Below are 13331 nucleotides of genomic sequence, written 5' to 3' on the forward strand. Positions count from 1 at the left end.
TCCTCATGGTGTGCCCCCATCGCCTCGCAGGTGGGCCTCGACGTCGGTGCCCGCCCAGCGCGACCCGACCCCGCGCGCCTCGAGGCGGCGCTCCTCGGTGGCTGGGTCGGCGACGAGGGTGATCTCGAGGCGGTCGTCGGCCAGGCCCTCGACGAGGCCCGCGCCCCACTCGACGACCGTCACGGCCGCGTCGAGGTCGGCGTCGAGGTCGAGGTCGTCGAGCTCGGCGGTGCCGCCGAGCCGGTAGGCGTCGACGTGGACCAGCTCGGGTCCGCCCCTGAGTGACGGGTGCACGCGCGCGATGACGAAGGTGGGCGAGGTGACGGCCCCGCGCACCCCGAGCCCCTCCCCCAGACCTCGGGTCAGCGTCGTCTTGCCCGCGCCGAGACCACCCGTCAGCACGACGAGGTCCCCGGCACGCAGCAGGCTCGCCAGGCGGTGGCCGACCGCGACGGTGGCGTCGGTGTCGGTCAGGCGCAGGCTCATGCCGACCGCTCGGTGACGGCTGCCTTGGCACGCTGCGCGTCGCGCTCCGCGTCGACACCGCGGGGACGCTCGAGCAGGCCGAAGACCGCCTCGGTCACCGGGCCGGGGCGCTCGAGCTGGAGCAGGTGCCCGACGCCGGGGACCACAATGTGCTCGGCGGCCGGCAGCGCCTCCGCGAGGGCCTCGCTGTGCGGGGGCGGGGTGAGCACGTCCTTGGACCCGGCGACGATGAGGACCGGTGTCTCGACGAGCCCGGGCAGGGTCTCGCGCACGTCGAGCTCGTCCAGCTGGGGCAGGAAGGCACCGATCGTGTCCAGCCGGGTGCCGAAGACCATGGTCGCGACGGCGCGCAGCATCTCCCGCGGCATCTCGGTGCCGAAGGCGTACTTCTGCACGAAGTGGTTCTCCACGGCGCGGCCGGCGGCGCGCAGGCTGCCCCAGACCCCTTCGCGCTTGCCGAGTCCGCCGAGGAATCCGGGTCCCAGCTTGGCGATGATCCGGTCGAAGGTGGCACCCAGCCCGAGCTGGACGAGGCTGTCGCCGCCAGCGCTCGTCGCGATGAGCGCGGCGCCGGCCAGGCGGTCCCGGGTCAGCTCGGGGTAGCGCCCGGCGAAGCTCATGATCGTCATCCCGCCCATCGAGTGCCCGACGAGGACGATCTGTCCCTCGGGCGTCGTGGCGTCGAGGATCGCGCGCAGGTCCTTGCCGAGCTGGTCGATCGTGCAGTGCGCGAGGTCGCCGACCTCGGAGATCCCGTGGTTGCGCTGGTCGTAGCAGACGACCCGGTACCCGGCGTCGACGAGGGCGCGACGCTGGTGGACCCAGGAGCTGAGGTTGAGCACGAAGCCGTGCACGAGGACGACCGTCGATCCGGTGTCGGGGGTCCAGCCCTCGGGCTCGTTGATCTCGGCGTGCAGGACGAGCCCGTCGCTCGCCGGCACGGCGACCTCCTTGTCCGCGACGAAGGGGAAGACGTGCACCCGGTCCCGGCCGGTCACCGCGTAGGCCCGGGAGCGGCGGACTGCTGACCGTCCGGCCCATCCGGCACCGGCGATGGCGATGCCGCCCGCGGCCGCGGCCGCGAGGCCCAGTCCGGTGGCCGCCGACCGGCCCATCGTGTTGCGCTGCTGCTCCATCACGCGCCTTCCGGGTAGCGGCGCGGGACGCGGGGCCCGAGCCGGGTGACGATCTCGTAGTTGATGGTGCCGATGGCCGCGGCCCAGTCCTGCGCGGTGGGCTCACCGTCGGCCTCGCGCCCGATGAGGACGACCTCGTCCCCGACCTGGGCAGGGCTGTCCGCCCCCAGGTCGAGCACCATCTGGTCCATGCAGACCCGACCGGCGACGGTGTACCGGCGGCCGTGGACCTGCATCGGGCCGAGGTTGGAGGCGTGCCGAGGGATGCCGTCGGCGTACCCGAGCGGGACGAGCCCGAGCCGGGTGTCCTGCGACGTCGTGTAGAGGTGCGCGTAGGAGATGCCCTGTCCGGCCGGGCAGTCCTTGACGGCGATCAACCGTGCGGTGACGCGCATCGCCTCGCGCAGCCCGAAGTGGGTCGGTCCGCCGATGTCGGGCACTGGGCTCAGCCCGTAGATCGACACCCCGGGACGGACCATGTCGTAGTGCGAGGAGGGGTTGGTCAGCAGGGCGGCGGAGTTGGCGAGGTGCCTGATCCTGGGCCGCAGACCGGCGCGCTCCGCGTCCGCGAGCACCGCGGCGAAGACCTCCTGCTGGGCCCGCACCGAGGGGTCCCCGGGCGCGTCGGCGGAGGCGAAGTGGGAGAAGATCCCCTCGACGTCGAGGACGCCCTCGGCCTGCAACCGGGCCGCGTCGACGAGCATCCCCGCGAGATCCTCCCGCCAGGCCCCCCCACGGCCGAGACCGGTGTCGACCTTGAGGTGGATCCGGGCGGGCGAGCCGGTCGCGCGGGCCGCCGCGGCGATCTCGGCCAGGGCCCACGGGGCTCCCGCCGACAGGGTCAGGTCGGCCCGGAGGGCGGCGACCAGGTCGGCTCCCGGCGGGAAGAGCCAGGTGAGGATCGGGGCCGTCACGCCCGCGGCGCGGGCGGCGAGCGCCTCGGTGAGCTGGGCGACGGCCAGGTACGTGGCGCCACCGGCGACGGCGGCGTGCGCGACCGGCACGAGGCCGTGGCCGTAGGCGTCGCCCTTGATGACCGTCATGACGTCGGCGTCACCCGCGCGGCGGGAGAGCTCGGCGACGTTGGCCGAGATCGCGCCCAGGTCGATGTCCGCCCACGCGGACAGGCCGACGGTGGACGCGCCCTCCGGGAGGACGGATGAGGTCGCGACGGTGGGGGTCTGTGGGTGCGGTGTCGAACGGTCCATGGTCTCCGGCGAGTCTAGATCCTCTCCGCGGCACTAGCCTTGAGGCATGCGAACCGTCGTGATCAGCCTCATCGCCGAGGACCGTCCCGGGCTCGTCGCCGAGCTCGCCCGCACCGTCACCGAGCAGGGTGGCGGCTGGCTGGAGAGCCAGATGGGACGCCTGGGTGGCTCCTTCGCCGGAGCAGTCCTCATCGAGATCGCGCCCGACCGGGTCGAGGAGCTGACCGCCGCGGTGCGCGCGCTGCCGGATGTCGGCGTCGTCGACGTCTCGCCGACGGGTCCGGCCGCGGACGCCGGTGTCGAGACGGTCCGGCTGCAGGTCGTCGGCCAGGACCAGCCCGGCATCGTCCGCGACGTGAGCGCCGCCCTCGCCGAGCGCGGCCTGGGCATCCACGAGCTGCACACGGCGACGAGCGACGCGCCGATGAGTGGCGAGCGGCTCTTCGAGGCGACCGCCGTCGTCGGCGTGCGCGAGGGTGTCGACCTCGACGACCTGCGCGCTGCCCTCGACGAGGTCTCCGCCGAGCTCAGCCTCGACGTGCGGCTCGACGACGGGGACGACAACCCCGCCTGGGGCGCGGTCCCCGAGCCTGCACAGCCCGCTCGCCCCTGAGGGGCGGCCGGAACGCGCATCTGCCCGGGGAGATACGCGTCGTCAGCCGTCCAGTGCGCGCATCTGCCCGGGGAGATGCGCGTCGTCAGCCGGCCAGGAGTCCGGAGACGGTGCGGCCGAGCGCGTGGGCGACGTCGAGGGCCCGCACCGGGCCGCCGGGGTTGGCGAGGTCGGCGGCCCGGCCGTGCACGAGTGCGGCCATCGAGCCCGCGACCGTCGGGTCGAGCCCACCGGCCAGCAGCGCCCCCGCCAGACCCGCGAGCACGTCACCCGCGCCGGCCGTGGCGAGCCACGGCGGTGCGTCGTCCTGCACGTGCACCGGTCCGTCCGCGTCGACGACGAGCGTGGTCGACCCCTTGAGCAGCACGCTCGCCCCGGTGAGCCCGGCGAGGGCGCGGGCATGCTCCAGCGGCGCGGCCTCGACCTCCTCGCGGGTCAGCTCGGTCGTGCGGCCGCGCAGGCGCGTGAGCATCCGGGCGCACTCCCCAGCGTGCGGGGTGAGCAGGGTCGGCGCCTCGCGCCGACCCTCGACGAGATCGAGGCCTCCGGCGTCGACGAGGACCGGCAGGTCCGAGGCGAGGGCGGCGCGCGCGACCTCCAGCTGGGCGGACGCCCCCTTCGCCTCGGATGTCGGGTCCAGACCCGGCCCGACGACCCAGGCCTGGACCCTCCCTTCGCCGTGGACGGCCTCGGGGACCGCCGCGCGCACGAGTGAGGTGGGCGTGGGGGTACCGACGTAGCGGACCATGCCGACGCCTGCCGTGACGGCCGCGGTCGTCGTGAGCACCGCGGCACCCGAGTACTCCTCGCCGCCGGCGATCACACCGAGCACGCCGCGCGAGTACTTGTCGTCGTCCGCGGTCGGGACCGGCCAGAGGGACGAGACGTCGTCGGGGGTGAGGCGCACGACCGCGGGCGTCGCCTCACGCAGGTCCAGACCGATGTCGATGACGGTGAGCAGACCGCAGGCCGCCTCGGTCGGCGGGAGCAGGTGCACCGGCTTGGGCGCGCCGAAGGTCACCGTCTCGTCGGCGAAGACCGCGTCGGCGAGGGCTTCCCCGCCCTCGACCGGCTGCCCGCTCGGGGTGTCGACCGAGATCACCCAGGCGTGGTCGCGGACCGCATCCACCCACGGCCGGGCGAAGGGAGGCAGCCCCGGCCGTCCGCCGATGCCGGTGATGCCGTCGAGGACGACCTCGGCGCGCGAGATCGCGGTGATCGCCTCGCGGCTGTCGCCCGTCAGTACGGTGACGCCGCGGCTGCGGGCCAGGGCTGCGGCCTCGATCTGGGCGTCGGAGGCCTCGGGGTCGACGCACACGGCGGTCGCCACGAAGCCCCGCTTGGCCAGGCGCGCGACGGCGAAGAGCGTGTCCGCGCCGTTGTTGCCGGGACCGACGAGTGCGGTCACCGCCCGGGCGCCGCGCTCGCGCATCCGGCCGGCGGCGATGCGCGCCACGCCGCGCGCGGCTCGCTGCATCAGCTCGCCGCTCTCGAGCAGCTCGGGCAGGGCGGCCTCGGCCGCCCGGATGGTCTCGACGGAGTATCCGGTGATCACGCTCGCGACGCTACCGCTCCCTCGCGTCGACCCCCACCGCCCTCCGACGAACTGTGGCTGGCCACACCTGCGAGCGTCAGCCACAGCACGTGGTGTGGCCCACGATCCAAGATGTGGCCAGCCACAGTTCGTGGCGGGGCACAGGGGGACGAAGGGGGGTCAGTCCGTCTCGGCGACGACGAAGGCCGTCGCGATGCCCCCGTCGTGGCTGAGCGAGATGTGCATCCGCATCACGCCCATCTCCTGCGCCCGTGCGGCGACGGCACCGCTGACGACGAGCAGCGGCTCGCCGTGCTCGCCGTTGGTCACCTCGACGCCCTGCCAGGGCAGGTCGCCCGGGGTGCGCAGCGCCTTGCCGACGGCCTCCTTGGCCGCGAAGCGGGCCGCGAGCGAGTGCAGCGGCAGGCCCCGCTCGCTCTCGGTGAAGACCCGCTCACGCAACCGCGGGGTGCGGTCGAGGCGCTCCCCGAGCCGCGCGATGTCGACGACGTCGACGCCGACCCCGATGATCACCGGGTCACTCGACGGTGACGGACTTGGCGAGGTTGCGCGGCTGGTCGACGTCCAGGCCCTTGGCCGTCGACAGGTGCAGGGCGAAGACCTGCAGCGGCACGACGGTGAGCAGCGGCTGCAGCAGCGGCGAGGTGTGCGGCACGCGGATGACCTCGTCGGCGAAGGGGGTGACCTCCTCGTCGCCCTCCTGCGCGATGACGAGGGTGCGGGCACCGCGGGCGCGGATCTCCTGGATGTTGGAGACGACCTTCTTGTGCAGCTCGTTGGGCGTGTCGGGCCCTGGGACGACGACGAAGACCGGCTGCCCCGGCTCGATGAGCGCGATCGGGCCGTGCTTGAGCTCGCCGGCGGCGAAGCCCTCGGCGTGGATGTAGGCCAGCTCCTTGAGCTTGAGCGCACCCTCCATCGCGATCGGGAAGCCGACGTGGCGGCCGAGGAAGAGCACCGCGCGGGTGTCGGCCATGAAGCGGGCGATCTCCTTGACCCGGTCCATCTCCGTGAGCAGGTCGGCGATCTTGGCCGGGACCTCGTGCAGCTCGGCCATGACGGCCTTGGCGTCGTCGGCGTAGGTCTCGCCGCGCAGCTGGGCCAGGTAGAGGCCCAGGACGTAGCAGGCGGTGATCTGCGCGAGGAAGGCCTTGGTCGAGGCGACCGCGATCTCCGGGCCGGCGTGGGTGTAGAGCACGGCGTCCGACTCGCGCGGGATCGTCGCGCCGTGGGTGTTGCACACCGAGACCGTCAGCGCGCCGAGCTGGCGGGCGTGGCGCACGGCCATGGCCGTGTCGGCCGTCTCGCCGGACTGGCTGATGGAGACGACGAGCGTGCGCTCGGAGACGATCGGGTCGCAGTAGCGGAACTCGTGGGCCAGGGCGACCTCGACGGGGATGCGGGTCCAGTGCTCGATCGCGTACTTGGCGACCATGCCGGCGTAGGCCGCGGTACCGCAGGCGACGATGGTGATCCGGTCGATGTCCTTGAGCTTGTCCTCGTCGATGCGCAGCTCGTCCAGGACGAGGCGTCCTTCGGCGTCGGTGCGCCCCAGGAGGGTGTCGCCGACGGCGTGCGGCTGGTCGTGGATCTCCTTCTCCATGAAGGTGTCGTAGCCGCCCTTCTCCGCGGCGGCCGCGTCCCAGGTGACCTCGTAGGGCTTGCCCTCGGCGGGCGTGCCGTCGAAGTTCATCACCGTGTGGCTCGACGGGGTGATCGTGACGATCTGGTCCTGGTCGAGCTCGACGGCCTGCTTGGTGTAGCCGATGAAGGCGGCGACGTCGGAGCCCAGGAAGTTCTCCCCGTCGCCCAGGCCGACGACGAGCGGGCTGTTGCGTCGCGCGGCGACGACCGTGTCGGGCTGGTCGGCGTGGACCGCGAGGAGGGTGAAGGCGCCCTCGAGCCGGTTGACGACCGAGCGCATCGCCTCGGTGAGGTCACCGGTCTCGGCGAAGGCCGTCGCGAGCAGCTGGGCCGCGACCTCGGTGTCGGTCTCGGAGGTGAACTCCACGCCCTGGGCCAGCAGCTCCTGCTTGAGCTGGTGGAAGTTCTCGACGATGCCGTTGTGGACGACGGCGAGCTTGCCGTCCGAGCCGCCCCGGTGCGGGTGGGCATTGGCGTCCGTCGGGCCGCCGTGGGTGGCCCAGCGGGTGTGTCCGATGCCGGTCGCGGCGGCAGGGACGGTCTGCGCCTCCAGCGCCGAGCGCAGGTTCTCCAGCTTGCCCGCGCGCTTCTGGGTGAAGACCTCCTCACCTGCGACGAGCGCGACACCCGCGGAGTCGTACCCGCGGTACTCGAGACGGGCCAGGCCCTCCATGACGACGTCCAGGGGGCGGGCTCCCGAGTCGGGCCCGACGTATCCAACGATTCCGCACATGGGCGACAGGCTATCCGCCGGGTCACCGTCTGCCGAAAAGGTGGGACACAATGGGCGCGTGTCCACCGCCGCCACGACGAGTCTGCCGTCCCCCTTCGTCGAGCTGGACCGCCAGGCGTGGGCCCACCTGCGGGAGAACCACCCGCTCAACCTCACCGAGGGCGACCTGGCCCGGCTGCGCGGTCTGAGCGACCCGATCGACCTCGAGGAGGTCCAGGAGGTCTACCTGCCGCTCTCGCGCCTGCTGACCTTCTACGTCTCGGCGACGACGCGGCTGCACCGGATCACCTCGACCTTCCTCGGTGAACGCCCGCCGAAGGCCCCCTTCGTCATCGGTGTCGCCGGGTCCGTGGCCGTCGGCAAGTCGACGACCGCCCGCATCCTGCGCGAGCTGATGCTGCGCTGGCCCGACACCCCCAAGGTCGACCTCGTGACGACCGACGGGTTCCTCCTGCCCAATGCCGAGCTCGAGCGGCGGGGACTGCTGCAGCGCAAGGGCTTCCCCGAGTCCTACGACCGGCGGGCGCTGCTGCGCTTCATCTCGGCGATCAAGGCGGGCCAGCCCGAGGTCTCGGCGCCGGTCTACTCGCACCTGACCTACGACATCGTCCCGGGCGAGCAGATCGTCGTGCGCCAGCCGGACGTGCTCATCGTCGAGGGGCTCAACGTGCTCCAGCCTCCCGGCACCCGCAGCGACGGACGCACAGGCCTGGCGGTCAGCGATTTCTTCGACTTCTCGGTCTACGTCGACGCCAACCTGCAGGACATCCGCACCTGGTACGTCGACCGCTTCCTCCGGCTGCGCCAGACGGCCTTCGCCGATCCGCAGTCCTACTTCCACCGCTACGCGGGCCTGACCGACGAGCAGGCCGAGGCCCGCGCCCTGCACATCTTCGAGACGATCAACGAGCCCAACCTGCTCGACAACGTCCTGCCGACCCGCGGCCGGGCCAGCCTCGTCCTGACGAAGGGCGCCGACCACCAGGTCCGCCGCATCCGCCTGCGCAAGCTCTGAGCGGTCGGCGACGAGCCGCGTCGGGGTGAGCGGAGGGGCCACTCACAAGATGATGCGCTGGGTCGCCCTCGCGGCCTGACGGCCTTGATGTCACGTGACGGCGTTGATGTCACGTGTCCCCCCTCTCCGGGCAACCAGGCGACACCAACGCTGCCGGGCAGCGCCCGCCGAAGTCCATGCGTGGCGGAGGTGGCCACTCACAAAGGCGGGCGGAGAGGGATGTCGGCGAACACAAAGCCGAAGTCCGTCACGGCAACGCGACGTACCTACGCGACGAAGGGACTTCGGCGGGCGCCGACGTCTCTCTCCGTCCGCCGTGACCCGGCGAGCGGCTCAGTACCAGTGCGGGCTCTGGCTGTCCCAGAAGGACTTGGCGCCGCAAGGGGTGCCGTAGGACTGCTTGATGTAGTCCATGCCCCACTCCATCTGGGTGATGGGGTTGGTCTTCCAGTCGGACCCGGCCGTGGCCATCTTGTTGGCCGGCAGGGACTGCGGGATGCCGTAGGCGCCGGAGGAGGGGTTGGTCGCGTCCCACTGCCAGTTGCTCTCGCCGATCCACAGGCTGACCAGGCAGGACCATTCGCCCTCGCCCCAGCCGAACTCGCCGGCGAGCTGCTTGCCCCACGGTGCGGGATCGCCCTGGATCTGCTTGATCTCGGCGGCGGTGAACTCACGCTCCGAGATCGGCTTGGCCTTCTCCGCGGCGCGCTTGCGCTCCGCGGCCTTCTTCTTCGCCTCGGCCTTGCGCTTGGCCTCGGCCTTCTTCTTCGCGGCCGCGTCCTTCTTGCGCTCGACGGCGGCGAGGCGGTCCTGCTCACGGGAGGCGCTGCGCGAGACATTGCTCGCGCGACGGTCCTCGGCGAGGCGCGTGGTGTCGGCGGTCCCGAGGTCCGCCGGTGCGGCCTCGGAGGTCGGGGTCTGCGCCTCGACTGCCGCGGTCGTCTCCGCGGTGTGCGACGGGTCGCCGATGGCCACGGTCGCACCGACCGAGCCGAGCATGGCGACGGCGAGGGCGCCGCCGACGACGGGACGGCGTACGGCCGCGCGCAAGGCAGCGCCCTTGCCCGCGGGGCGGGGGCCGCCGTGTCTGGGCGTGTAGCTCGACGAGCGCACGACACCAGCTCCTTCCATGGAACAGCCACTCACGGGGAGTGGCTGTCGGTGTGCCGCGCGCGATCAGGGGTGCGCGACGGCCGTTATCTTTTCGAGACCTTAACGGACGTGACCTCCTGCGCGCAAAGGGGGGTGTGGACGATCACCATGCCGAAGGGGGAGGTGCCGCCGGACGTCCGGCGGCACCTCCCCCTTCGCTCGCGGTGGTCAGACCTCCAGGCCCTCGAGCAGGTCGGTCACCAGCGCCGCGATCGGGCTGCGCTCGCTGCGCGTCAGGGTGACGTGGGCGAAGAGCGGGTGGCCCTTGAGCGTCTCAATGACGGCGGCGACACCGTCGTGGCGGCCGACCCGCAGGTTGTCGCGCTGGGCGACGTCGTGGGTCAGGACGATCTTGGAGTTCTGCCCGATGCGCGACATCACGGTGAGCAGGACGTTGCGCTCGAGGCTCTGCGCCTCGTCGACGATGACGAAGGCGTCGTGCAGGCTGCGGCCGCGGATGTGCGTCAGGGGCAGGACCTCGAGCATGTCGCGGTCGATGATCTCCTCGACGACCTCGGTCGAGACGAGGGCACCGAGCGTGTCGTGGACGGCCTGCGCCCACGGGCCCATCTTTTCCTGCTCGCTGCCGGGGAGATAGCCCAGCTCCTGCCCGCCGACGGCGTACAGCGGGCGGAAGACGACGACCTTGCGGTGCTGGCGCCGCTCCATGACGGCTTCGAGCCCGGCGCACATCGCCAGCGCGCTCTTGCCGGTGCCGGCGCGTCCACCGAGGCTGACGATGCCCACGTCCGGGTCGAGGAGCAGGTCGAGCGCGATGCGCTGTTCGGCCGAGCGGCCGTGGAGGCCGAAGGCGTCACGGTCACCGCGCACGAGCCGCACCTGCTTGTCGGCACCGACCCGGCCGAGGGCGCTGCCCTTGGGCGAGATGATCTTCAGCCCGGTGTGGCAGGGCAGCTCGGCCGCGGCGAGGTGCTCGACCCGGCCGGTCTCGTAGAGGTGGTCGACCTCCTCGGCGGCCATCTCCACCTCGGCCATCCCGGTCCAGCCGGAGTCGGAGGGACGCTGCTCGTGGCGGTACTCCTGGGCGTCGATGCCGACGGCCGAGGCCTTGACCCGCATCGGCAGGTCCTTGGAGACGATCGTGACGTCGGCGCCGTCGAGGGAGAGGTTCTTGGCGACGGCGAGGATGCGGGTGTCGTTGTCGCCGAGACGGAATCCCGACGGCAGCGACGCCGGGTCCGTGTGGTTGAGCTCGACGCGCAGGGTGCCGCCGTCGTCGCCGACGGGGACGGGTGCGTCGAGGCGACCGGCGCTGATCCGCAGGTCGTCGAGCAGGCGAAGGGCGGTCCGCGCGAAGTATCCGAGCTCGGGGTGGTGGCGCTTGGCCTCGAGCTCGGTGACGACGACGACCGGCAGGACGACCTCGTGCTCCTTGAACCGCAGCATCGCGCGCGGGTCCGACAGGAGCACGGAGGTGTCGATGACGTAGGTGCGCGGACCCTCGTCCTGGGGCGGGAGGTCCACCGGGTCGGGCGCGCCGTCGGGCTGCGTGCCAGAGGGGGTGACGGTCTGGGTCATCAGGTCGTCCACGTCGGTCTCCTCCACGGGCGCCGCGCCGGATGGCGCGTGCGCGCCTACTCTCGGTGCTGGTGCCGGGACCGGGCCGCGGGCTGGAGCCGGGGCCGGGTCCGGCCCCTCGTGCTGCGCAGCAGCTCCATACCTGAGGCCTCCCGAACGCTCTGCGGTGTGCAGGTCGTCACGCTCAACGTACGTCTGCGCCAGCACGACACGCGCAACGTCGGGGGCGTGTCGGGACCTGCTTCGAGAAGTTCACCCCGCGGTCGCCTCACTCGTCACAACGACCACTCCAGCCCCTCCCCCTTCGCGCCGCTGCGCCGTCACGATCCGCGGCCGAAGGGAGGGTCAGGCGCCGAATCGGCGGTGCCGGTCGGCGTAGGCGCGCAGCGCCCGCAGGAAGTCCACCCGGCGGAACTCGGGCCAGTAGACCTCGCAGAAGTAGTACTCGCTGTGGGCCGACTGCCACAGCAGGAACCCGGAGAGCCGCTGCTCACCCGAGGTGCGGATCACGAGGTCGGGGTCGGGCTGCCCCTTGGTGTAGAGGTGGCCGCTGATGTCCTCGACCGTGAGCTCCCGGGCGACGTCCTCCAGGCTCGCGCCCTCTGCTGCGCGGGTGCGCAGCAGCGAGCGCACCGCGTCGGCGATCTCCTGGCGACCGCCGTAGCCGACGGCGACGTTGACGATCAGGCCCTCGACACCGACGGTCTCCTCCTCCGCGCGACGCAACGCGGCGGCCGTCTGCACGGGGAGCATGTCGAGCGCACCGGCCGCGTGCAGCTGCCAGCGCCCGGCCGAGGCGAGGTCGGCGACCAGGCCCTCGATGATCCGCAGCAGCTGGTCCAGCTCCTCCGGGGGCCGGGTCAGGTTGTCCGTCGAGAGCAACCAGAGCGTGACGACCTCGACACCGGCCTCCTCGCACCACTCGAGGAAGCTGCCCACGTTGGCCGCGCCGGCCCGGTGCCCGTCATCGGCATTGGCCCCTCGCGCCTTGGCGAAGCGGCGGTTGCCGTCGACGATCATGCCCACGTGCCGCGGCACCGACGCAGCATCGAGCTGTCCGACGAGCCGACGCTCGTAGGCGGTGTAGAGCGGGTTGCGCACTCGCGGTGTTCCCTTCAGGGCGAGGTCAGTGGGCCCAACCTACCGCCGCGCGCCGGGTGTCCGGGCGAGGCCCGCGCAGTGCTCCACGACATGGCCAACCTACGGCGGCGTAGGTTACCGTCGTGGTCATGGATTCCCCCAAGGCGGAGATCAAGGAGTTCGCCGACGAGGTCGGCGAGCAGGTCGACGCCTTCGTCGATGCGGTCAAGCCGCACCTGCGCGGGTGGCTCCACCTGGTCATGGCCCCGCTCGCGATCGTCGGCGGGCTCGTCCTGACCTCGACCGCCCCCACGCAGGGCGGGCGGCTGGCCGCGATGGTCTTCACGATCACCGCCGGACTGCTCTTCGCCACCTCCGCCGTCTACCACCGCGGCCGGTGGGGCGGCCGGATGGCGGCGACGCTGCGGCGCTGGGACCACGCCAACATCTTCCTCATCATCGCCGGCAGCTACACCCCCTTCGCCCTGATGCTGCCGCGCAGCCAGGCAATCACGCTGCTCGTCATCGTCTGGACCGGCGCCATCCTGGGGGTGCTCTTCCGGGTGCTGTGGGTCGGCGCGCCGCGCTGGCTCTACGTCCCCGTCTACGTGGCCCTCGGTTGGGTGGCGATCTTCTACATCAAGCCGCTGCTCACCCACGGCGGCTGGACGATCCTCGCCTTCGTCGCCCTCGGCGGCGCTCTCTACACCGCCGGCGCGATCGTCTACGGGACCAAGCGTCCCAACCCGTCACCGCGGTGGTTCGGCTTCCACGAGATCTTCCACGCGCTGACCATCCTCGCCTTCATCTCACACTTCGTCGCCGCGACGCTCGCCCTCTTCGGGCCCATCGCCCAGTCCGGCTGAGTCCTCCGTGCCGCGCGGCACGTCCATGCCGCGAGCGCGCTCGGCGAGCTCCTGACGGACCCGCTCCGCCTCCTGCTGGCGCTGCTTCTCCGCGAGGTTCATCCGGCGCAGCCGGGTGAACATGTTGCGCATCAGCAGCCACAGCGCGATGGCGAGGACGAAGAAGGCGACGAAGGCCCACCACCCGGGGCTGACCTCGGTGCTCGGCGAACTCATGCCCACTCCTTGACGGTCGACGGCGCCCGGCGGTCGAGCACCGGCTGCGACCCGCCGGTGCGGCGGGCCAGCGCGTCGGCCTCGACGA

Annotated in this window: 13 protein-coding genes; 3 read left to right on the forward strand and 10 right to left on the reverse strand. The window is 72.3% G+C overall.

The genetic code is table 11. From position 1 onward, the window contains the following. Positions 1 to 3: 3 nt before the first annotated feature. From tsaE to alr, 3 genes are read right to left on the reverse strand one after another with little or no spacing between them, the layout of a single operon-like run. Entirely contained in the window at positions 4 to 486 is a 483-nt protein-coding gene (gene tsaE / locus JAN01S_RS04545; protein ID WP_068314354.1) for a tRNA (adenosine(37)-N6)-threonylcarbamoyltransferase complex ATPase subunit type 1 TsaE, read from the reverse strand. Next, entirely contained in the window at positions 483 to 1622 is a 1140-nt protein-coding gene (locus tag JAN01S_RS04550; RefSeq protein ID WP_068314356.1) for an alpha/beta fold hydrolase, read from the reverse strand. Before JAN01S_RS04550 ends, tsaE begins: the two co-directional genes overlap by 4 nt. Next, positions 1622 to 2830, reverse strand: coding sequence for an alanine racemase (alr, locus tag JAN01S_RS04555; RefSeq protein WP_084360029.1), 1209 nt, complete (start codon positions 2828 to 2830; stop codon positions 1622 to 1624). Before alr ends, JAN01S_RS04550 begins: the two co-directional genes overlap by 1 nt. Positions 2831 to 2876: 46 nt before the next feature. Between alr and JAN01S_RS04560 the strand changes: the two genes are divergently transcribed. Continuing rightward, entirely contained in the window at positions 2877 to 3443 is a 567-nt protein-coding gene (locus JAN01S_RS04560; RefSeq protein ID WP_068314358.1) for a glycine cleavage system transcriptional repressor, read from the forward strand. Positions 3444 to 3528: 85 nt separating this feature from the next. Here JAN01S_RS04560 and JAN01S_RS04565 read toward each other — a convergent pair whose 3' ends face one another. The 3 genes from JAN01S_RS04565 to glmS all read right to left on the reverse strand — a co-directional run bounded on the left by JAN01S_RS04565 (position 3529) and on the right by glmS (position 7375). Continuing rightward, a complete protein-coding gene (locus tag JAN01S_RS04565; protein WP_068314360.1) occupies positions 3529 to 4998 on the reverse strand; it encodes a bifunctional ADP-dependent NAD(P)H-hydrate dehydratase/NAD(P)H-hydrate epimerase in 1470 nt (489 codons plus the stop codon). A 159-nt stretch (positions 4999 to 5157) separates the two neighbouring features. Continuing rightward, positions 5158 to 5511, reverse strand: a complete 354-nt coding sequence (locus JAN01S_RS04570) for a holo-ACP synthase (RefSeq protein WP_068314362.1) — start codon at positions 5509 to 5511, stop codon at positions 5158 to 5160. A 4-nt stretch (positions 5512 to 5515) separates the two neighbouring features. Next, positions 5516 to 7375, reverse strand: coding sequence for a glutamine--fructose-6-phosphate transaminase (isomerizing) (glmS, locus tag JAN01S_RS04575; protein ID WP_068314364.1), 1860 nt, complete (start codon positions 7373 to 7375; stop codon positions 5516 to 5518). A gap of 58 nt (positions 7376 to 7433) precedes the next feature. On the opposite strand from glmS, the gene coaA reads away from it, so the two are divergent. Next, entirely contained in the window at positions 7434 to 8390 is a 957-nt protein-coding gene (gene coaA / locus JAN01S_RS04580; protein WP_068314366.1) for a type I pantothenate kinase, read from the forward strand. A gap of 333 nt (positions 8391 to 8723) precedes the next feature. Here coaA and JAN01S_RS04585 read toward each other — a convergent pair whose 3' ends face one another. The 3 genes from JAN01S_RS04585 to JAN01S_RS04595 all read right to left on the reverse strand — a co-directional run bounded on the left by JAN01S_RS04585 (position 8724) and on the right by JAN01S_RS04595 (position 12182). Beyond that, positions 8724 to 9503: an aggregation-promoting factor C-terminal-like domain-containing protein gene (locus tag JAN01S_RS04585; RefSeq protein WP_068314368.1), complete on the reverse strand. Its 780-nt coding sequence runs from the start codon at positions 9501 to 9503 to the stop codon at positions 8724 to 8726. A gap of 207 nt (positions 9504 to 9710) precedes the next feature. Further along, positions 9711 to 10949 carry an RNA 5'-3' helicase PhoH2 gene (gene phoH2 / locus JAN01S_RS04590; protein WP_240312430.1) on the reverse strand — a complete coding sequence of 413 codons (1239 nt, stop codon included), beginning with the start codon at positions 10947 to 10949 and terminating at the stop codon, positions 9711 to 9713. Positions 10950 to 11426: 477 nt separating this feature from the next. Beyond that, a complete protein-coding gene (locus JAN01S_RS04595; protein WP_244884748.1) occupies positions 11427 to 12182 on the reverse strand; it encodes an isoprenyl transferase in 756 nt (251 codons plus the stop codon). A gap of 128 nt (positions 12183 to 12310) precedes the next feature. Here JAN01S_RS04595 and trhA point away from each other — a divergent pair, with 128 nt between their 5' ends. Further along, positions 12311 to 13027, forward strand: coding sequence for a PAQR family membrane homeostasis protein TrhA (gene trhA / locus JAN01S_RS04600; protein ID WP_068314384.1), 717 nt, complete (start codon positions 12311 to 12313; stop codon positions 13025 to 13027). Here trhA and JAN01S_RS04605 read toward each other — a convergent pair. Beyond that, entirely contained in the window at positions 12971 to 13243 is a 273-nt protein-coding gene (locus JAN01S_RS04605; protein ID WP_068314372.1) for a hypothetical protein, read from the reverse strand. The two genes, trhA and JAN01S_RS04605, sit on opposite strands and share 57 nt — an antisense overlap. Positions 13244 to 13331: the final 88 nt, after the last annotated feature.

The sequence above is a fragment of the Janibacter anophelis NBRC 107843 genome, from assembly GCF_001570945.1.
Classification (GTDB): domain Bacteria; phylum Actinomycetota; class Actinomycetes; order Actinomycetales; family Dermatophilaceae; genus Janibacter; species Janibacter anophelis.